Consider the following 18074-nt stretch of genomic DNA (forward strand, 5'->3'; position numbering starts at 1 on the left):
GGATTAAAGGAAAAGTGATGGTAGCATATCTGATGATGGTTTCGGCGCTTGTGGCGGCGAGTTCGGCTGCGGCAGATGCAAAGACGGACGAAGCGCTGTTCGAAGCGTCGGTCAGCTGTGTCGCCTATCATGTGTTTGCGACATCCCAGATGGACCCGGTCTCCGAAGAAGCGAAGCTGAGCGAAGAGAAAGCAACGCTCTTCCTGCTTGCCGCTTATAGCAAAGATGCCGCGCTGGATCCCGATGCAATCGAAGCAAAGGTCGAGAGCATTGTTGAGGGTTTGATTGACGACAGGGCAACCGTGGAACCTGCCCAGCATGCGGAGGAAATTGCCCAGCTAAAACAGGTGTGCAGCCAGTTCGAACCTTCGGCGCTGGCGATTGTCGATGCTGCGGGGCTGAATAGCGACGCCAAATAGCGGTTCAGCATCGCGACATCTTGCCGGACTAGAGTTGCCTCATGATCATTTTTCCGATGCTCCTTTTGTTCCAGCCGGTTTCGGCTGAACAGGAAGACTATAATGCCCTGCTGTCCTGCGCGGCCTTCCATGCGGTCGAAGCTGAGCGCGGGGAATCGAGCAACCGGGAGGCGCAGCTTGCCGCGTCGCGGGATTTTCTTGACGTTGCGGCCGCGCTGACTAGCGCAAAGTCCTTGGGCACCTCCGCCCAAGCGGATTTGAAGCAATTGCAAACCGACTATGCCCGTCATTTGCGGGAGGGCGATGCCAAGGCGATGGCGGAACAATGGACTGCTCTCGACCTCGCATGCCGCGAACTTTATCCCGCGCTTGGCAAAGTGCTGGCTGAAAACAAACTCGACGACAAGGGGCGCTAGCGCCCTTTGCCGCCTCAGATATGCAGCGCTCGCGCCTTTCGCGCCGCTTCCGCCCGGCTGGTCACTTTCAGCACCCGCAGCAACGCCGATACGTGGATGCGGACCGTGTAGGGTGAAATATCGAGCGAACGGGCAATTTCCTTGTTCGATTTGCCTTGCGCAATCAGGGCCATGACTTCGCGTTGCCGCGCCGTCAAATCAACCGGGCTGAATTCGGATCCTTGGGCATCCCATCCATTGGCAGCTTGTGACAACTCGACCACAAACTCACCGTTACGAACCTGGGCAATCGCGTCGAGCATGCGCGCCGACGGGACTTGCTTGTCGACAAAGCCGTCCGCGCCCTTTTCCATCACCATATTGATCGTGGCTTCGTCATCCACCATCGACACGATGACCAGAGACGCAGTCGGATATTGCGTGCGCAATGTTTTCAGTGTTTCCTGCGGTTTCATGCCGGGAAACAGCAGGTCGAGAATGAACAGTTCTGGCGGTTCGCCTTGTGCGGCGACTGCCATTACTTCGTCCATAGTTGCCGCCTGACTGATCTCCGCATCGGGAAACCGCCCTGCAAGTAACTGGACTATCCCTTCCCTGAACACCGGATGATCGTCGGCAACAACGATGCGTTCGGCCTTTGCCATTTGTTTTCATTTCCGATTTGATTTCAGGGCGTATTACTTAGGATAGTATAGTCTGCAAGGCCAGCGGCGATTTCGGTCCTATAGTACAAACGAGGTCAATCGTCTCAAAACGCGCCAATTCGCACCGATGACAGCAGGGATCGCAGCGCCGACGGCCGCAACGGCTTTGTCATCAACTGTACGCGGGGTAACTCGATCAGCGAACGCACACGCGCCTCGTCATGCCCCGTCATGATGATGGCCGGGGTTTCGGTCCCGGTTATCGAACGAATATGCGCTATGCATCGCGTACCCGTGATGCCGCTTCCCAAATCAAAATCGGTAAGGATGAGGTCTGCCAGCTCGACCGTATCAGGCATTGTGTCGAAATCCTGAACTAGGCATCCCCACCCTTTCAACAATGCTGCGGTTGCGGCGAGCACATCGCGGTCATCTTCGATCAGGACTATCCTGAACCCAGCCAGGGGGGTGCGGTTCATCGATAGCGGATTGTCCGTGCCTTCGCCGGCGCTGGAAGCAGTGCGGAAGCCGCAAATGGATGCAACAGTGCCCTTACCCAATGTCGAGTGCAATTTGATTTCGAGGCCGCATAACTGCGCCAGCCGGGCAACGATCGCGAGGCCAAGGCCGACGCCATCTCTGTCTCTGTCACCCGGCTGCTGGACGCGGTAGAATTCCTCAAAAACAAAAGGCTGATGCTCATCGGAAATCCCGATACCTTGATCATGCACCTCCAGCGTGACTTTGTTTCCGGAGCGCCGCACGCCGACCAGCACGGATCCGCCTTCGCCATATTTGATGGCATTGGACACCAGATTCTGGAGCATTGTCGTCAACAAAACCGGGTCGGCGATTACCGTTGCCGAAGTTGCGACGAATCGCAGATCAACATTGTTCCATTTTGCCGCTTCTTCATTTTGCTCCATCACATCAGTCAGGATCATATTCAGATCGACGCTGTTCGGCGCATATTTCAACGTTCCACTGTCGAGCGTTGAAATATCAAGCAGCGATTTGAACAAGCGCGCGACACCTTGCAAAGCGCGCTCTATCCGTTCGACTATCTGCGATTGCGTGCCGTTCAGCCGGGTATCCCGCAACCCGGCAAGGAAAAGCCCTATGGCATGGACGGGTTGCCGCAGGTCATGGCTCGCCTGGGCCAGAAATCGGGACTTTGCCAGATTGGCGTTCTGGGCGTCGGTTCGTGCTTCGGCAGTCTGTCGCAACAGCGCAAAGGCATAGGTCGGGACGGCGGCTGCCGTGAACACCATCGTCATCACCATATCCGGATTGTCGCGCCAGAACGGGTTGAAAATTGTAGTGACCATGATGGAAAGCTGGGCCATCACCCATGCGGCCAGCAGATATTTCGGGCCATAGCGCATGCCATTGCCGACCGTGACCCAGAGGACGAGCGCGAACAGCGGCATCATCGCAAAACCTCCAACGATCATGCCATGCGTCAGCGACACATAGTCACCCAGCATCGTGATTGCTCTGCGAGCCGGATAATGACCTGGCCACCGCAGAATCGTCCAAAAGATGACCAGCGAGAAAATAGTGAAGCCGACATAATAGGTAAGCATGATGCGCACGACGTCTGCGGGTAGGTCGGTTGGTCCGATGCCTGCGCCGCGCAAAAGGACATAAACTGTCACCAGGAAAATATACCAAAAACGAACAATGGCCTGACCTCGCTCGGCCTTCGCCTCATCGGCAAGCTCCATCGTTGCTTCTATCGCGAGTTTCCGGAACGATATTGCCATGCGCTTTTCCTGTTCTGGCGGCCGCTAAAGGATATCCGCGGCAGTGCGAACTATTGGCTTTGGGTTATGTGCGCCAGTGGTATTTGGTCCGACTCTGGGGCGATACTCCATTGCATGATCCGCAGCTGCGGTTCGCCTGCCGGGGCCGGTACGGTTGGTATTGCGAGTCCATTTCCGTTTAGACTGTGGCTCAACGTGCGAACTTCGAATGTGCCGCTGGTCCAATCCAGCGGCGTCGTTTCGGACGCTTTGCCGATTCCGGCTTCTTCGGCGAAGCTTTCCAGTCCGGATTGCGCCAAACCCGCTGCCTCCACAACAATTACCCCATCAGCCAGCTTGCGGACAGTCAAAAAGGGATAGACGATTTGCACGCCGGGGATCATCGGAAAGAGAAAATCGCGGTCGAGCGTGCCGCTGATCTGGTAATCGACGTCGAACAATCCTTTGCCGCGATAGATTACCGATTTCCAACCCTCATGCTGCATCAACCGGGCTGCAATCTTGTGGTTCTCAGACTCGTCGAAGGGATTGAATCCGATCATTCGGATGACGGCTTTCTCTTCCTCTTCCTGCGCGATACGGCGATCTTCCCATTCGGCTTTGCGCTCGGCTGCTGCCTCTACCGTGCAGCTACGATCCGGCCTGCCTTGCGCGTCGCTAACCGGCTTCAAATTGCCGGCATCGTCATAGCAATAGGCCATTATATCGGACCATGTCGCGCCACGTCCGCCTCTGTCTGCCAAATCGGCTTCCGCTGCGATGAAGCGGATCTGCCCCTTATAGCGGAATTCAAAGCGGCCATCGGATTCGACCAACAGGCTGCTGTCGAACAGTCCGGGGATAAAGATGCACGACGACAGCGCGAGTGCCGCCATGAAGAGGCATCCGATATGGGCTATGTATCGCAGGGGTCGTGGTAACGACATGGCCGCAGCCTAAATGGCCGCGGCCAAATGGCCAGCGTTGCGATGTGCTAAGTCAAGCTAAGCCTAGACGTCCAGATTGGCGACGTTGAGCGCATTATCCTGAATGAATTCGCGGCGCGGTTCGACCACATCGCCCATCAGCTTCTCGAAAATCTCGCCCTCTTCCTGGCTGTCTTCAATTGTCACCTGCAACAGCGAACGGGCCGTCGGGTCGAGCGTGGTCTCCCAAAGCTGCTCGGCATTCATTTCGCCCAGCCCCTTATAGCGTGCGATCGACAGGCCCTTGCGGCCGGCCGCCAGCACTGCGTCGAGCAGTTCGGACGGGCGGGTGATCGCCTTGTCGGCTGATGCCTTGCGCGCAGCGGGGCTTTGTACTTCTTCGCTGTCCGCGGCTTCAACTTCGGCTTCAGGCTCGGCTGCGGCCGCCCCCGATTTGACCAGTCGGGCGGGCGTCAGATAGCTTTCGGCTTCTTCCATCGCCAGACGGTGCAGCTTACGGGCCTCTGCACTGATAAGGAAACTGCGCTCGATGATGTGGTGGTCGGAAACGCCGCGCCAGCGACGCTCGAAATGATAGCCGCCCTCTTCGGCGACACGCCCGGTCCAGACGCTTTCAACGTCCTGCGCATCCATCCATGCAGCTGCCTTAGCGACCGCGGCTTCGCGCTCTGCGCCTTCCAGCTCGGGGGCCAGCGCGCCGTTCAACGCCAGTCCTTCGATGATGGTCGGATCATAGCGCCGCGGCACATAGGCCATCAGGCTGCGCATCCGCCGCGCATGTTCGACCAGAGCAGCCAGATCATTGCCGCTACGCTGTCCCTGCGCGCTTTCGAGCAGCACACCGCCCAAGCCGGCGTCGACCAGATAATTGTCGAGTGCTGCATCGTCCTTCAGATAGAGTTCGCTGCGCCCTTTGGCGACTTTGTACAGCGGCGGTTGCGCGATGTAGAGATGCCCCGCCTCGATAATCGGCTTCATCTGCCGGTAGAAGAAGGTGAGCAAGAGTGTGCGGATATGGCTGCCGTCGACGTCCGCGTCGGTCATGATCACAATCTTGTGATAGCGCAGCTTTTCGAGGTTGAAATCATCACGGATGCCGGTGCCCATCGCCTGGATCAGCGTGCCGACTTCCTTTGACGAAATCACCCGGTCAAAACGCGCGCGCTCCACATTCAGGATTTTACCCTTCAGCGGCAGGATAGCCTGATAATGGCGGTCGCGGCCCTGTTTGGCCGATCCGCCTGCCGAATCACCCTCGACCAGGAACAGCTCGGACTTGGCCGGATCACGTTCCTGACAATCGGCGAGTTTGCCGGGCAGCGAGGCGATGTCCATTGCGCCCTTGCGACGGGTCAGTTCGCGCGCCTTGCGCGCGGCTTCGCGGGCAGCAGCCGCGTCGACGATCTTGCCAATCAGCGTCTTGGCGTGCGCGGGATTTTCCTCAAGCCACTCGGCCATCTTGTCGGCCATCAGGCTTTCGAGAGGCTGGCGGACTTCAGAGGAAACCAACTTGTCTTTGGTCTGCGACGAAAATTTGGGGTCGGGCAGTTTGACCGAAACGATCGCGGTCAGCCCTTCGCGCATATCCTCACCGGTCAGCGACACTTTTTCCTTTTTGAGGATGCCCGACTTCTCGCCATAATTGTTGATCGTGCGGGTCAGCGCGGCGCGGAAAGCCGCCAAGTGCGTGCCACCGTCGCGCTGCGGGATGTTGTTGGTGAAGCAGAGGACGTTCTCATAATAGCTGTCGTTCCACTCGAGCGACACGTCGATGCCAATGCCGTCGCGCTCAGACGAAATCGCAATCGGATCGGGCATGATCGGCTGTTTGTTGCGATCGAGATATTTGACGAACGCCGCGATGCCGCCTTCATAATAGAGGTCATGCTCGAGCACATCGGCATGGCGCTTGTCGCGCAGCAAGATGCGGACGCCCGAATTGAGGAAGGCCAACTCGCGATAGCGATGCTCGAGCTTGTCGAAATCGAATTCGGTGACGTTCTTGAAGGTGTCGGTCGACGCCATGAAAGTCACGCGTGTGCCCTTTTTGGGCTTTCCGTCGACCACCGGCGCATCGCCTTTGACGATCAGCGGCGCGACCGCATCGCCATGCTCGAACCGCATCCAATGCTCTTTGCCCTCACGCCAGATGGTCAGTTCGAGAAATTCGGAGAGTGCGTTGACCACCGAAACACCCACGCCGTGCAGGCCGCCCGACACCTTATAAGCGTTATCGTCCGACGTGTTCTCGAACTTTCCGCCCGCGTGCAGCTGGGTCATGATGACCTCAGCGGCGGACACGCCTTCTTCCTTGTGCATACCTGTCGGTATGCCGCGGCCATTATCTTCAACCGAAACCGAACCGTCGGGGTTCAGTTCGATGAGCACCAGATCGCAATGTCCGGCCAGCGCCTCGTCAATCGCATTGTCCGAAACCTCGAACACCATGTGGTGCAGACCTGAGCCATCATCGGTATCGCCGATGTACATGCCGGGCCGCTTGCGCACCGCATCAAGGCCTTTCAGCACTTTGATGCTGTCTGCACCATATTCATTCTGGTTGGGATTGGCGGCGCTATCGCCGGTACGCTCTTCGCTGTTTTCTTGCATGCGCGGACTATAGGGGAACGGGTGCAGAAACCCAAGGAAAAGCCGTTCTTTTCCACAAGGATTTGGGCTTCCCTTTTGCCGATTCGTCAGCTTAAGCAATCCCGGAATCAAGGAGAGAGACACGATGACATTCGACCCGGCGGCCGAACTGGAAAAACCCTTTGGAGATTATAGCGGCCTGGTCGCCGCTTATGGGCAACAGCGACCGGATCGCGTTGCGCTTGATGATGGAATCGAGAGCCTGACCTGGAGCGAAGTCGCGACGCTGGTCGAACGGATTGCGGCGCAATTGCAACGCGATGGCCTGCAAAAAGGGCAGGCGGTTGCGATATTGGGGACCAGCACGGTGCGTTATGCACTCGCCTATCTCGGGGCGATTAGGGCGGGTGGATGCGCCGCCCCGCTGACCACTTCGGCAACGCCGCAGCAACTGGAGGCGATGCTCAAGGATTCGGGTGCGATGCATCTATTCATTGATGCACCCAAGCTGGCTGATCTTGCGGGGCGGGATTTGCCGCCTGTCAAGACGATCATGTTGGATGCGCCACTGGCCGACAATCCTGACATTTTTGGCTGGATGGCCGAAGAGGGTGCCGAAGCAGCACCGCATGGCTGCGGCCCCAAAGATCCGTTCAACATCATTTATTCGAGCGGCACGACCGGCACCCCCAAGGGCATCATCCATTCGCGCCAGATGCGCTGGCTGCATGCCTGCGTCGGAGCGAATACCGGCTATGGCGCACCTGAGGCTGCCTCGCTGGCCTCGACTCCGCTTTATTCGAACACCACGCTGGCGCTCGTGATTCCGACCATCGCTTATGGCGGTACGCTGCACATGATGCCCAAATTCGATACCGTCGGATATCTGGAGCGCGCGCAAAAGCACCGCATCACCCACACGATGCTAGTGCCCGTCCAGTATAAGCGCTTGATGGAATATGAGAAATTCGACGATTATGACCTGTCGAGCTATTGGCTGAAATATTGCACCAGCGCCCCCTTTGCGCCTGCGCTCAAGGCCGATGTGCTAAAGCGCTGGCCGGGTGGGCTCGTCGAAATCTATTCGATGACCGAAGGCGGCGTCGTCTGCCTGTTGCAGGCGCACGAGCATCCGGACAAGCTGCACACCGTAGGGATTCCCTGGAAGGGCAGCGAGGTTTTCACCATCGACGAAGCCGGTAACCGCTTGCCTGCCGGTGAAATTGGTGAGCTGGTCGGGCGGTCGGCGACAATGATGTCGGGTTATCAGAACCAGCCCGACAAAACCCGCGAAGGTTACTGGATTGATCCTGAGGACGGCAGCATCTGGCAGCGGATGGGCGATATCGGCCGGGTTGACGCTGATGGCTTCGTCGAACTTCTGGGCCGTTCAAAGGACATGATCATTTCAGGCGGGTTCAACATCTATCCCGTCGATCTGGAGGGTATTCTTCTGGGTCTGCCGGGTGTGGAAGAGGCTGCTGTCATTGGCGTACCGAGCGAGCGTTGGGGCGAAACCCCAGTCGGCTTCGTGACCGGGGCGAAAGGCGTGAAGCTAGATACCGACGCGCTACTCGCAGCTGCGAACGAACAGCTTGGCAAGACTCAGCGTCTGTCCGCGCTCTACCAGATCGACGAAATGCCGCGCAGTCATATCGGCAAGCTGCTAAAAACCGACTTGCGCGAAATCGCGGACAGGATGGTGGCCGCATGATGCAGGAACATTGGGGTGCCGAATTGAAAACTGTCATTTCGGTGCTTCAAACAGCGCTAACACCTGCTTTTTTGCTCGTCGCAGTGGGCAGTTTGCTCAATGTCCTCACCGGGCGGCTGTCCCGGATTGTCGATCGGTCGCGCCATCTCGAAGATCGTCATGCCGCAGCGAGCGGGCAGGAGCTTGTCCGTCTGGTTCTTGAACTGCGCATATTGCAACGGCGGATGCTGATTGTCGGCCGTTCGATTCTCCTGTCGGTGCTCGCCGCCGTTGCTGTTTGCGTGATGATCGGCCTGTTGTTTCTGATGGGGCTCACGGAAATTTCGATGGCGTGGATCATCGTTGCTGTTTTCATGGTCGCATTGGCCTTGCTGGCATGGGCGCTAGCTGCCTTTGTGCGCGAAATCTCACTTGCGACACATGCAATCAAGGTGCCGAAAGAATATCTGGAATTGCCCGAGCCTGTAGAAGCTGAATAGGAGTCTGTGGCGCTATTCAGAGTTGGCTTCGGCCATCTGCCACACGACAACCACGCCGACGCCGGCCGCTGCCACCAAGCCTATCCCGATCCACGCCGCTGTAGACATGTTGTAACGCCCGTTAACCTTGGGCACTTCGCGACCGTTGAGCATCAGATGCGGGTCTTTGGACAGGCTAAGCCCGATCCGTGCTTTTTGACTGTTCAGGGCTTTCAATTCGGTGCCGACAACTGCAACTGATTGTCGGTTGGCACGATGATCGAAACCGAGTTCAAGCCGGGGTTTACGCTCCTGCGCTTTGCCACCTTTGCCAAAGGGCACAGTCAGGCCCAGGCTCACTCTTTTGTCGGCAGGACGGACAAAGTCGGAACCATTATAGGACTGGGCGACAGCACTTACTGGCATGGCCAACAAGGTGGCTGAGATGATGATCGAACGTAGCATGTGCGTTTCCCTCCGCTGCTTTTGTCCACCTAATAGGTTGGACAGCGTGAAGGGGTAAGCGAGCTGATGTACTAGTCGCACAATATCGCAATCAACGTTTCGCTCAGCTTCCTTTGCGTCCGAGCGCTTCGACTCTTGCGACAACTTCATCGCGGATTTTTGGGGTCACGAATTTCGAGATATTGCCGCCGTAAATAGCGATTTCTTTCACGAGGCGGCTCGCAATAGGCTGCAGGGAAACATCGGCCATCAGAAAAACGGTTTCCACTCGGTCGTTGAGCTGGCGGTTCATGCCGGTGAGCTGATATTCATATTCGAAGTCGGTAACCCCGCGAATACCGCGAATGACGACTGCGGCACCTTGTGCATCGGCAAAGTCCATCAGTAGCGAGTTGAAGCCGACGACGCGGGTGTTGCTGATACCCTGATTTTTCACTTCGCGCTCGACCATCGCCATCCGCTCTTCGTCATTGAACATCGGCGATTTAGCAATATTTGTAGTCACGCCGATGACCAGTTCGTCAACCAGCTTCGCACCGCGCGCGATGATGTCCATATGGCCAAGGGTGATCGGGTCGAAGGTTCCCGGATAGACGCCGATACGCTTCATATTTTCTCTCCCCTCAGCGATCCCGTTCGAGCACATAGCGTGCAATTGCGCGGAGCAAATCTGCTTCATGGCCATAGCCAGCCAGATGGCTAACCGATTGTTCGACGAGCATTCCCGCTTGCTGTTTGGCGCGTTCAAGGCCCATTAGCGAGACGAACGTGGCCTTTCCGGCATCGGCATCCTTGTGCAACGCCTTGCCCGCCAGCGCCTCGTCGCCTTCGACATCCATGATGTCATCGACAATTTGGAAGGCGAGGCCGATGTCGCGCGCATAGCCGCGCAAATGCGTGCGACCCTCGGGCGGCACATGGCCGAGGATGGCCCCCATTTCGACACTGGCGGCAATCAGCGCGCCGGTTTTCAGCGCCTGCAGCCGGGTGACGGTGGGTAGGTCGAAGCTCGATTTTTCGGCTTCCAGATCCATCATTTGCCCGCCCGCCATTCCTGACGGGCCGCTGGCAGTCGCCAATGTTGCTATCAGTTCCGAACGGGTGAACGGATCGGGATGGGTGGCAGCATCGGCAAGGATTTCAAAGGCCAATGCATGGAGCGAGTCTCCTGCCAATACCGCCGTCGCTTCGTCAAAGGCCTTGTGGACTGTTGGTTTCCCGCGGCGCAGATCATCATCATCCATGCAAGGCAGATCGTCATGGACGAGCGAATAGACATGGATTGCTTCTACAGCTGTACCCGCCCGAACCGCATAGACCCGCGACACGTTAAAAATACTGGCGGTAGCAATAACCAATAGCGGTCGCAGCCTTTTGCCACCACCAATCGCGGCGTGGCGCATGGCTTGGTACAGTCGCGCCCGTGCATCGTCAGGCACTTGAAGCAATTGGTCGAACAGTTCGTCAACCTCGGCGGCCACTTGTGCAATGGCGGATTCGAGCAGTGACGTCGATTGCGCGCCCAACGGATCAGTCCGCGTCGAAGGGGCGTGTCGCGGCGGGTGCACCGTCAGCGCCAAGCACAATCTGTTCGATTTTTGCCTGCGCCGCGTCGAGCCGTGCCTGGCACAGCACGCGCAATTTGTGGCCTTGTTCGTAGAGCGCAATCGATTCATCGAGCGGCGCTTCGCCACTTTCGAGTTTGCGTACAATCTCTTCAAGCGCCTTGAGCGCCTCTTCAAAACTGGGTTCTGTGCTTTCGCTGGTCATGCCGCAGCTTTGGCGCGGGGCAGCTTGCCGGTCAAGCGTTTCGCTTCGTCGATCTTCGGCGCCGATTTTACTTTCAGCTGCAACAAAGCTGGGGCAAGGTCCCGAGTCTATGAAGAAATCTATTCTCCTCATCGCCCCGTTGTCCATGCTGGCGTTAGCGGCATGCAACAAGTCCGAAACCCCCGCCGCCGAAGGCGAAGCGACCGCCGGTGCCGAAGCACCTGCTGCGCCCGTTGCAGAGATGCCCCCGGCGATCACATCGCAGGCGACCTATCGCTGTGCTGACAACACCATCGTGCATGTTGACTTCCTCGGCAAGAACGAAGCCGCCGACATCCGCGTGGGTGACAAGACCGCCGCTGCCGTGCGCGTGAAGGCTGAGGCACCCGCCGCTCCGGCTGAAGGTGCAGCTGCTCCTGCTGCCGAAGCACCCACAGGCCCGCTCAAATCCGAAGATGGCAAGACCATGCTGTCGGGCAGCGGCAAGCAGATCAACCTCAAGCTCGCCGACAAGGGCGCGCAGACCTGCAAAAGCAACTGATACAATATTCAAATCGAAGTCGGAGAAGGGGTCGCGTGTCGGCCCCTTTTTCTTGCGCATTGCAGTCGCCTCGCTAGTCTCGGCCGACAGGGGAGGGACCAGCCATGTTTATCGGACATTTTTCACCTGCGATGATCGCCGCGCGCCACAAGGATGCGCCCAGCCTGCCAGTTTTGTTCATCGGTGCGCAACTGGTTGACTGGGCCTTTTTCGGGCTGCTGCTCACGGGCATTGAAAAGATGCGGGTGACACCGGGGATTTCGGTGATGAACCCGATGGATCTCTATCATATGCCCTATACGCATAGCCTTTTGGGGTCGGCCCTATTTGCCACCTTATTTGGTGGTTTGGTGTTTCTGGTTTCGAAAAACCGCATGGCCGGGATTATCTCCGGTCTCGTCGTGCTTTCGCACTGGTTTCTCGACCTGTTGGTGCACGTACCAGACCTGACACTGATTGGCAGCCCGCCCAAACTGGGCTTGGGCCTCTGGAACCACCGCGCAATTGAAATGCCGCTCGAACTGGGGCTAACTTTCGGATCGCTCTGGCTCTACTCAAAAGCGGTTAAACCCAGGATGCTGCCCTTGGCTGTGCTGGGCGGTGTGATGCTGCTGTTCCAGGCGGTGAACTGGTTCGGTCCCGTCGAAACGGAAGTGACGACGGGTACCAGTCTTCTCGCCTTCTTTGCCTTTGGTCTGATCACGCTCGCCGCGTGGTGGGTTTATCGCAGCGAAGGCCGCAAACAGGCTGGCTAAAGGCGGCATGCAACGCTAAAGCGCCGCGCATGACCCAGATCACCCCGCAAGTCGTCGCCGACCATGGCCTTTCCGAGGAAGAATATCAGCGCATCCTGAATGCGATGGGGCGCGAGCCCAATCTGGTCGAGCTCGGCATCTTTTCGGTGATGTGGTCGGAGCATTGCAGCTATAAAAGCTCGCGCATCCACCTGAAAAAGCTGCCGACCGAGGCCCCCTGGGTGATTTGCGGGCCGGGCGAAAATGCGGGCGTGATCGACATTGGCGACGGGCAGGCGGCGATTTTCAAGATGGAATCGCACAACCACCCGTCTTACATCGAACCCTATCAGGGAGCAGCAACGGGTGTCGGCGGCATCTTGCGCGATGTTTTCACCATGGGCGCGCGGCCGGTCGCGAATATGAATGCGCTGCGCTTTGGTCGTCCCGACCATCCCAAGATGAAGCACCTCGTGCAGGGTGTGGTCGCCGGTATCGGTGGCTATGGCAATTGCGTAGGCGTGCCGACCGTCGGCGGTGAAACCAATTTCCACCCGGCTTATGACGGCAACATCCTGGTCAATGCGATGACGGTGGGCGTCGCTGATACCGACAAAATTTTCTATTCGGCGGCGACCGGCGTGGGCAACCCGATTGTCTATGTCGGATCGAAAACCGGGCGCGATGGCATTCACGGTGCAACCATGGCATCGGCCGATTTTGGCGAGGATGCCGAAGAAAAACGCCCGACGGTGCAGGTCGGCGATCCCTTTACCGAGAAACTGTTGATCGAGGCGTGCCTCGAGCTGATGGCAACCGATGCGATCGTTGCAATTCAGGATATGGGTGCGGCAGGCCTTACGTCGTCCAGCGTCGAAATGGCGTCGAAGGGTGGTTGCGGTATCCGGCTCGATATGAACAAGGTGCCGCAGCGCGAAACCGGTATGACGCCTTATGAAATGATGCTGTCCGAATCGCAGGAACGCATGCTGATGGTGCTGAAGCCCGGCAAGGAGCCGATGGCGCAGGCGATTTTCGAGAAATGGGAACTCGATTTCGCTGTGATCGGCGAGGTGACCGATACCGGCCATATGGTGCTCGAATGGAATGGTGACGTGGTGTGCGACATCCCGCTCGGCCCGCTTGCCGATGATGCCCCGCAATATGATCGCCCGGCGCTGAGCCGTGAAGACTATAAGGCATGGGCTAAGGTGAAGCCGCTCGGCGATGTGCCGCAATCGGCGGATCTGACAAAGGATTTGCTCAAGCTGATGGCTTCGCCTGACCTCGCCAGTCGCGCGTGGATCTGGCAGCAATATGACAGTCAGGTCGGCGCCGATACCGCGCAGAAATCGGGCGGCGATGCGGCTGTAGTCCGTGTGCACGGGCATAAAAAGGCGCTCGCCATGTCGACCGACTGCACCCCGCGTTATGTCTATGCCGATCCATATGAGGGCGGCAAGCAGGCGGTTGCTGAGACCTATCGTAACATCAGTGCTGTCGGCGCAACCCCGCTCGCTATCACCAACTGCCTAAACTTCGCCAACCCGCAGCGCCCCGAAATCATGGCGCAATTTGTGGGTGCGCTTGAAGGCATGGGCGATGCCTGCCGCGCGCTCGATTATCCGATCGTCTCGGGCAACGTCTCGCTCTACAATGAAAGCAAGGCGACTGGCGGCGGTAGTGCGATCTTGCCGACCCCTGCAATTGGCGGCGTCGGCTTGCTTGACGATGTGTCGAAAATGGCGACCATCGCCTTCAAGGCCGAAGGAGAAATCCTCGCCGTGATCGGCCCCAACTATCCCGAACTCGGGCAGTCGTTATGGCTGCGCGAAATTCACGGCCGCGAAGAGGGCGATCCGCCCTTTGTCGACCTGGCCGACGAGAAATTGAACGGCACTATTGTCCGCCAACTGATCGCCGAAGGTGCGGTTACGGCGGTTCACGATATTTCGGATGGCGGCCTGCTGGTCGCCGTGGCGGAAATGGCGCTGGCGGGCGGAATCGGCGCTGAACTGTCGGCGATGGATACAGCCTTTGCCTTCAACGAAACCCAGTCGCGCTATCTGGTGACCTATCCGGCAGACAAGCCGCTCGATCGAAACAAAGTGCCGTTTGAACCCATCGGAACCGTCAGTGGCGATGCCATCCGCGTCAATGGTTCGACTGTTTCGCTGAACGACCTGCGCGCCGCGCATGAAAGCTTCTTCAAGGACTGGATGGAAGTTTGATGGCAGGCGCGGCGGGCTATTCCGGAACCCCGCTGGCGAAGAAGCTGAGCCTGAAAGACGGCATGCATGTCTGGTTTGACGCCATGCCGGAAAGCGTGCGCGCAGCGATTGGCAGTTTTGGTCTGACATTGGTCGAGGAAAGCGCGCCCGTTCAAGGCATCGATGCGGCACATATATTTGTGACTGAACAGGCGGTGTTGGCGGACCGGCTCACAACCTTGCGCCATAGCATTGACCCCGCAGGTCAACTCTGGGTCAGCTGGCCCAAAAAGGCGTCTAAAGTGCCAACCGATATTACCGAAGATACGATCCGCGAACTCGCGCTGCCCATGGGCTGGGTAGACGTGAAAGTGTGCGCAATCGATGCCGTCTGGTCCGGCCTCAAACTCGTCATCCGCAAGGAATTGCGTTAGGCTGCGGCCTTCTGCTGCCCCAGCAGGTCATAGGGATCAATGCCTTCACCGCGCATGATGGCATGTGCGCGCTGATAGGTAACCGGATCGGCAATGTTCAGTTTCTTGCGCGCTTCCGCCAACGGCATTGCCAGCAAGGCTTCGATATCCTCATGCGCCGGACTTTTGGCGAGGCGGCCCATGCGCTGTCCTTCACGCACTGCGGCGTAGATGGGCGCGTCGGTTGACACCGTCTTCTTCAGCTCGCGTGCGCCCGCCCATGCGATGAACAACACGCCCCAGCTGGGGTTCAGGCTGTAAGAAAAGGCGAGGACGCATTGTTCGCCTAAGGCATCGCGGCCATAGCCGGTCAGTACGTGAAAGAGATCATGCGTATCACGCAGGCGGTTGCCATAACGTTCAAGCATGTCGTCATGACGGGGTTTGCCCTGCTGGAAGCGGTCAAATTCGTCGACCAGGCCTTGCGACGTCAGCCCCTCTTTTTCCATGAAGTCACAATAGGCGTGTGCCACGGTGCCCATCGGCAGTTTGCGCAGCCGGTCATGGTCATCAAGCAAATGCGGCAGATATTCGTTCTTTTCGAGGATGGTCTTGCCGGTCGGGCTGGCGAAGAAATGTTCGGCCGATTTGGCAAAACGGTTGTCGCGCAGCGCTTCGATAATGTGGAAGACCTGGGCAGTATCTTCCTTGTCGGCGATCAGTTTCCGGAAGTGGTGCAGCGCCTTCATCGGGCGGAAACCCGAATCGGTGCGGGCGGGGTCGCAAAGGGGAATTGCCTGATCCATGAACATCTTACCTATGTTGCAGTTGTTGCGGATGTCTTACCAACAAGAGTGTTAATAGCAGCTTAGCAAGTCAGTATCAATAGCGACTGGACGTATCACCGCCCCAACTGTATTGATGGCTTAATACAGGAGGGGAAAATCATGTCCAGCCAAGTGGTTGCAACACGCCACATCACATTGGACGCGCTGCGCGGCTTTGCGGTGATGGGCATATTGGCGATGAACATCGTGGCTTTCGCGCTTCCCGAATGGGCCTATGTTGCTCCGGGTACCTATGGCGGGGATAGCGCCGCTGACAAGGCAAGCTGGTTGGTTTCGTTCATTTTCATCGATGGTAAGATGCGCGGATTATTCTCGCTTTTGTTCGGGGCGAGCATGGCGCTGATTATCGAGCGGGCTGAAGCCAAGGGCGAAAATCCGGCGAAGGTGCATTATTCGCGGATGATCTGGCTATTGCTATTCGGCGCGGCCCATTATCTCTTCATCTGGTGGGGCGACATATTGTTCCTCTACGCCGTAATCGGCTGCATCGCCTACCTGTTCCGCAAATGGGAGGCAAAGCGACTGATCAAATGGGCGCTGATCATCTATGGCCTCGGCTTCCTTTTGTACGCGCTGCAATTTGGTGGGCTGCAGTTCCTCCAGTTCATGGCGACGCAGCCCGGTGCGGACGCGTCGGTTGTGGCGCAATATAAGGAAATCATCGCCAGCCCCGACTTCAGCTTGGACGCCAGCGCAGAGATTGCCGCCTATAGCGGGAGCTATGCCGATATTGTCGCGCGGCGTTGGGACGATGCGCTCAACCTGCTGATATTGATTGCACAATCTTTCGCCGAAACCCTGCCGCTGATGATGCTTGGCATGGCGATGAAGAAGAACGGATTTCTGACCGGAGAGTGGGATCGCAGCGATTATGCGCGTTGGGCCCGCAAGATGCTGATCCCCGGTCTTTTGATCTCGACGGGGCTGGGCCTGTGGGTCGCTTCGAGCGGGTTTGACCTGATCACAACTTTAGGCAACTTTCTCGCCTGGAGTTTGATTCCGCGGCTGCTGATGACAATCGGCTATGCCGCGCTGCTGATCATGGCGATCCAGTCCTTCGCCGATTCGGCATTCATCGGACGGGTTACAGCAACGGGACGAGCGGCTTTCACCAACTATCTGGGCACCAGCATCCTGATGTCGACAATCTTTTACGGCTATGGACTGGGGCTGTACAATCAGGCCGGTCGTGCCAGCCTGTGGTTCTTCGTGCTTGGGGCATGGGCGTTGATGCTGCTCTGGTCAAAACCCTGGCTGGAGCGTTTTCATTTTGGCCCATTTGAATGGCTGTGGCGCAGTTTGGCACGCGGGAAGCTCCAGCCGCTCAAAAAATGATTCGGTGGCTCCAATTGCTATTGCAATCAATTCGCATTAACGCTAATTCGAGTCCCATGATCGTCTGTGTCTGCAACGCCATTCGGGAAAAAGATCTGCGCGCTGCCGTGCGTTGCGGCAGTGAAAAGCCGGCGGATGTCTACGCACGGCTGGGCCGTAAACCGAAATGCGGCCAATGTCTCTCCTTCGCCAAGGATCTGATCAGCATTAAGCCTGCAAGCGCTTAGCAATAGCGCCAGCTTATCTAAATGTAACAGCGCCGGATTACAGGGCTTTTCCTGCTTTCCGAACGTACGCCATCGGCCTATTCTGATGGTATCCAATTTCAGGAGAACGGCCATGAAGGGCGACAGCAAGGTCATCGAATTTCTCAACGAAGCGCTCAAGAATGAGTTGACCGCGATCAACCAATATTGGCTGCACTACCGGATGCTGGATAATCTGGGTGTTTCCAAACTGGCCGAATATGAACGGCACGAATCGATTGACGAGATGAAGCATGCCGACAAGCTGGCGGAACGCATATTCTTTCTCGAAGGTCTGCCCAATTTCCAGATGCTCGGTCGCCTGCGCGTGGGCGAGTCGGTCGAAGAAATCCTGAAGGCCGATCTCGATCTCGAATATGATGCCCTTCCGCTACTCAAGGACGCGATCGCGCATTGTGAAAGCGTGCGTGACTATGTCAGCCGCGATCTGTTTGCCGAGATCCTCGAAAGCGAGGAAGAGCATGTCGACTTCCTTGAAACGCAATTTGATCTGATCAAGCAGATGGGAATCCAGAATTATATCCAGATGCAAACGGAAGCGGCAGAAAGCTGAAATTTAA

At 57.5% G+C, this 18074-nt stretch carries 20 protein-coding genes; 11 read left to right on the forward strand and 9 right to left on the reverse strand.

The annotated features are described in order from the left end of the window. Positions 1 to 17: 17 nt before the first annotated feature. Positions 18 to 419: a hypothetical protein gene (locus DXH95_RS14670; protein ID WP_115550309.1), complete on the forward strand. Its 402-nt coding sequence runs from the start codon at positions 18 to 20 to the stop codon at positions 417 to 419. A 56-nt stretch (positions 420 to 475) separates the two neighbouring features. Beyond that, positions 476 to 835, forward strand: a complete 360-nt coding sequence (locus tag DXH95_RS14675) for a hypothetical protein (protein ID WP_147291755.1) — start codon at positions 476 to 478, stop codon at positions 833 to 835. A 14-nt stretch (positions 836 to 849) separates the two neighbouring features. On the opposite strand, the gene DXH95_RS14680 is transcribed toward DXH95_RS14675, so the two are convergent. The 4 genes from DXH95_RS14680 to gyrB form a co-directional block, all read right to left on the reverse strand. Then, entirely contained in the window at positions 850 to 1479 is a 630-nt protein-coding gene (locus DXH95_RS14680) for a LuxR C-terminal-related transcriptional regulator (RefSeq protein ID WP_115550311.1), read from the reverse strand. Between the two features lie 104 nt (positions 1480 to 1583). Continuing rightward, positions 1584 to 3245, reverse strand: a complete 1662-nt coding sequence (locus DXH95_RS14685; protein ID WP_115550312.1) for an ATP-binding response regulator — start codon at positions 3243 to 3245, stop codon at positions 1584 to 1586. 50 nt (positions 3246 to 3295) lie between these two features. After that, positions 3296 to 4171 carry a hypothetical protein gene (locus tag DXH95_RS14690; RefSeq protein WP_147291756.1) on the reverse strand — a complete coding sequence of 292 codons (876 nt, stop codon included), beginning with the start codon at positions 4169 to 4171 and terminating at the stop codon, positions 3296 to 3298. Positions 4172 to 4234: 63 nt separating this feature from the next. Beyond that, positions 4235 to 6781, reverse strand: a complete 2547-nt coding sequence (gyrB, locus tag DXH95_RS14695; RefSeq protein WP_115550314.1) for a DNA topoisomerase (ATP-hydrolyzing) subunit B — start codon at positions 6779 to 6781, stop codon at positions 4235 to 4237. A 124-nt stretch (positions 6782 to 6905) separates the two neighbouring features. Between gyrB and DXH95_RS14700 the strand changes: the two genes are divergently transcribed. Both DXH95_RS14700 and DXH95_RS14705 read left to right on the forward strand, forming a co-directional pair. Next, positions 6906 to 8474: a class I adenylate-forming enzyme family protein gene (locus DXH95_RS14700; protein WP_115550315.1), complete on the forward strand. Its 1569-nt coding sequence runs from the start codon at positions 6906 to 6908 to the stop codon at positions 8472 to 8474. Beyond that, positions 8471 to 8953, forward strand: coding sequence for a DUF2721 domain-containing protein (locus DXH95_RS14705; protein WP_115550316.1), 483 nt, complete (start codon positions 8471 to 8473; stop codon positions 8951 to 8953). Before DXH95_RS14700 ends, DXH95_RS14705 begins: the two co-directional genes overlap by 4 nt. Before the next feature lie 12 nt (positions 8954 to 8965). On the opposite strand, the gene DXH95_RS14710 is transcribed toward DXH95_RS14705, so the two are convergent. The 4 genes from DXH95_RS14710 to DXH95_RS14725 form a co-directional block, all read right to left on the reverse strand. Next, positions 8966 to 9397: a hypothetical protein gene (locus DXH95_RS14710; RefSeq protein ID WP_115550317.1), complete on the reverse strand. Its 432-nt coding sequence runs from the start codon at positions 9395 to 9397 to the stop codon at positions 8966 to 8968. A 103-nt stretch (positions 9398 to 9500) separates the two neighbouring features. Next, positions 9501 to 10007 carry a pantetheine-phosphate adenylyltransferase gene (gene coaD / locus DXH95_RS14715; RefSeq protein ID WP_115550318.1) on the reverse strand — a complete coding sequence of 169 codons (507 nt, stop codon included), beginning with the start codon at positions 10005 to 10007 and terminating at the stop codon, positions 9501 to 9503. A 13-nt stretch (positions 10008 to 10020) separates the two neighbouring features. Then, positions 10021 to 10902 carry a polyprenyl synthetase family protein gene (locus DXH95_RS14720; protein ID WP_420822296.1) on the reverse strand — a complete coding sequence of 294 codons (882 nt, stop codon included), beginning with the start codon at positions 10900 to 10902 and terminating at the stop codon, positions 10021 to 10023. Between the two features lie 25 nt (positions 10903 to 10927). Then, the gene (locus DXH95_RS14725) at positions 10928 to 11167 is read right to left on the reverse strand and encodes an exodeoxyribonuclease VII small subunit (RefSeq protein ID WP_115550320.1); all 240 of its coding nucleotides are present in this window, start codon (positions 11165 to 11167) and stop codon (positions 10928 to 10930) included. A gap of 109 nt (positions 11168 to 11276) precedes the next feature. On the opposite strand from DXH95_RS14725, the gene DXH95_RS14730 reads away from it, so the two are divergent. The 4 genes from DXH95_RS14730 (at position 11277) to DXH95_RS14745 (ending at position 15086) form a co-directional block, all read left to right on the forward strand. Next, a complete protein-coding gene (locus tag DXH95_RS14730) occupies positions 11277 to 11708 on the forward strand; it encodes a hypothetical protein (protein WP_147291757.1) in 432 nt (143 codons plus the stop codon). A gap of 104 nt (positions 11709 to 11812) precedes the next feature. Then, positions 11813 to 12463 (forward strand): hypothetical protein, encoded by a 651-nt coding sequence (locus DXH95_RS14735; RefSeq protein WP_115550322.1) that lies wholly within the window; start codon positions 11813 to 11815, stop codon positions 12461 to 12463. Positions 12464 to 12492: 29 nt separating this feature from the next. Continuing rightward, positions 12493 to 14673, forward strand: coding sequence for a phosphoribosylformylglycinamidine synthase subunit PurL (gene purL, locus DXH95_RS14740; protein ID WP_115550323.1), 2181 nt, complete (start codon positions 12493 to 12495; stop codon positions 14671 to 14673). Beyond that, the gene (locus DXH95_RS14745) at positions 14673 to 15086 is read left to right on the forward strand and encodes a DUF3052 family protein (RefSeq protein WP_115550324.1); all 414 of its coding nucleotides are present in this window, start codon (positions 14673 to 14675) and stop codon (positions 15084 to 15086) included. Before purL ends, DXH95_RS14745 begins: the two co-directional genes overlap by 1 nt. Here the strand turns inward: DXH95_RS14745 and DXH95_RS14750 are convergent. Continuing rightward, entirely contained in the window at positions 15083 to 15871 is a 789-nt protein-coding gene (locus tag DXH95_RS14750; RefSeq protein ID WP_115550544.1) for a Coq4 family protein, read from the reverse strand. The two genes, DXH95_RS14745 and DXH95_RS14750, sit on opposite strands and share 4 nt — an antisense overlap. 141 nt (positions 15872 to 16012) lie before the next feature. On the opposite strand from DXH95_RS14750, the gene DXH95_RS14755 reads away from it, so the two are divergent. The 3 genes from DXH95_RS14755 (at position 16013) to bfr (ending at position 18067) form a co-directional block, all read left to right on the forward strand. Then, positions 16013 to 17248 (forward strand): DUF418 domain-containing protein, encoded by a 1236-nt coding sequence (locus DXH95_RS14755; protein ID WP_115550325.1) that lies wholly within the window; start codon positions 16013 to 16015, stop codon positions 17246 to 17248. A gap of 56 nt (positions 17249 to 17304) precedes the next feature. Next, positions 17305 to 17475, forward strand: a complete 171-nt coding sequence (locus tag DXH95_RS14760; RefSeq protein ID WP_115550326.1) for a (2Fe-2S)-binding protein — start codon at positions 17305 to 17307, stop codon at positions 17473 to 17475. Positions 17476 to 17587: 112 nt separating this feature from the next. After that, positions 17588 to 18067, forward strand: a complete 480-nt coding sequence (gene bfr, locus DXH95_RS14765) for a bacterioferritin (RefSeq protein WP_115550327.1) — start codon at positions 17588 to 17590, stop codon at positions 18065 to 18067. Positions 18068 to 18074: the final 7 nt, after the last annotated feature.

The organism is Sphingorhabdus pulchriflava (assembly GCF_003367235.1).
GTDB lineage: Bacteria > Pseudomonadota > Alphaproteobacteria > Sphingomonadales > Sphingomonadaceae > Sphingorhabdus_B > Sphingorhabdus_B pulchriflava.

Coding starts and splice junctions, on each gene's coding strand:
- purL (WP_115550323.1), top strand. CDS start 12,493: ATGACCCAGATCACCCCGCAAGTCGTCGCCGACCATGGCCTTTCCGAG.
- DXH95_RS14710 (WP_115550317.1), bottom strand. CDS start 9,397: ATGCTACGTTCGATCATCATCTCAGCCACCTTGTTGGCCATGCCAGTA.
- DXH95_RS14725 (WP_115550320.1), bottom strand. CDS start 11,167: ATGACCAGCGAAAGCACAGAACCCAGTTTTGAAGAGGCGCTCAAGGCG.
- DXH95_RS14730 (WP_147291757.1), top strand. CDS start 11,277: ATGAAGAAATCTATTCTCCTCATCGCCCCGTTGTCCATGCTGGCGTTA.
- DXH95_RS14700 (WP_115550315.1), top strand. CDS start 6,906: ATGACATTCGACCCGGCGGCCGAACTGGAAAAACCCTTTGGAGATTAT.
- DXH95_RS14680 (WP_115550311.1), bottom strand. CDS start 1,479: ATGGCAAAGGCCGAACGCATCGTTGTTGCCGACGATCATCCGGTGTTC.
- coaD (WP_115550318.1), bottom strand. CDS start 10,007: ATGAAGCGTATCGGCGTCTATCCGGGAACCTTCGACCCGATCACCCTT.
- DXH95_RS14685 (WP_115550312.1), bottom strand. CDS start 3,245: ATGGCAATATCGTTCCGGAAACTCGCGATAGAAGCAACGATGGAGCTT.
- DXH95_RS14745 (WP_115550324.1), top strand. CDS start 14,673: ATGGCAGGCGCGGCGGGCTATTCCGGAACCCCGCTGGCGAAGAAGCTG.
- DXH95_RS14690 (WP_147291756.1), bottom strand. CDS start 4,171: ATGTCGTTACCACGACCCCTGCGATACATAGCCCATATCGGATGCCTC.
- DXH95_RS14705 (WP_115550316.1), top strand. CDS start 8,471: ATGATGCAGGAACATTGGGGTGCCGAATTGAAAACTGTCATTTCGGTG.
- DXH95_RS14735 (WP_115550322.1), top strand. CDS start 11,813: ATGTTTATCGGACATTTTTCACCTGCGATGATCGCCGCGCGCCACAAG.
- DXH95_RS14760 (WP_115550326.1), top strand. CDS start 17,305: ATGATCGTCTGTGTCTGCAACGCCATTCGGGAAAAAGATCTGCGCGCT.
- DXH95_RS14755 (WP_115550325.1), top strand. CDS start 16,013: ATGTCCAGCCAAGTGGTTGCAACACGCCACATCACATTGGACGCGCTG.
- DXH95_RS14675 (WP_147291755.1), top strand. CDS start 476: ATGCTCCTTTTGTTCCAGCCGGTTTCGGCTGAACAGGAAGACTATAAT.
- bfr (WP_115550327.1), top strand. CDS start 17,588: ATGAAGGGCGACAGCAAGGTCATCGAATTTCTCAACGAAGCGCTCAAG.
- gyrB (WP_115550314.1), bottom strand. CDS start 6,781: ATGCAAGAAAACAGCGAAGAGCGTACCGGCGATAGCGCCGCCAATCCC.
- DXH95_RS14670 (WP_115550309.1), top strand. CDS start 18: ATGGTAGCATATCTGATGATGGTTTCGGCGCTTGTGGCGGCGAGTTCG.
- DXH95_RS14750 (WP_115550544.1), bottom strand. CDS start 15,871: ATGGATCAGGCAATTCCCCTTTGCGACCCCGCCCGCACCGATTCGGGT.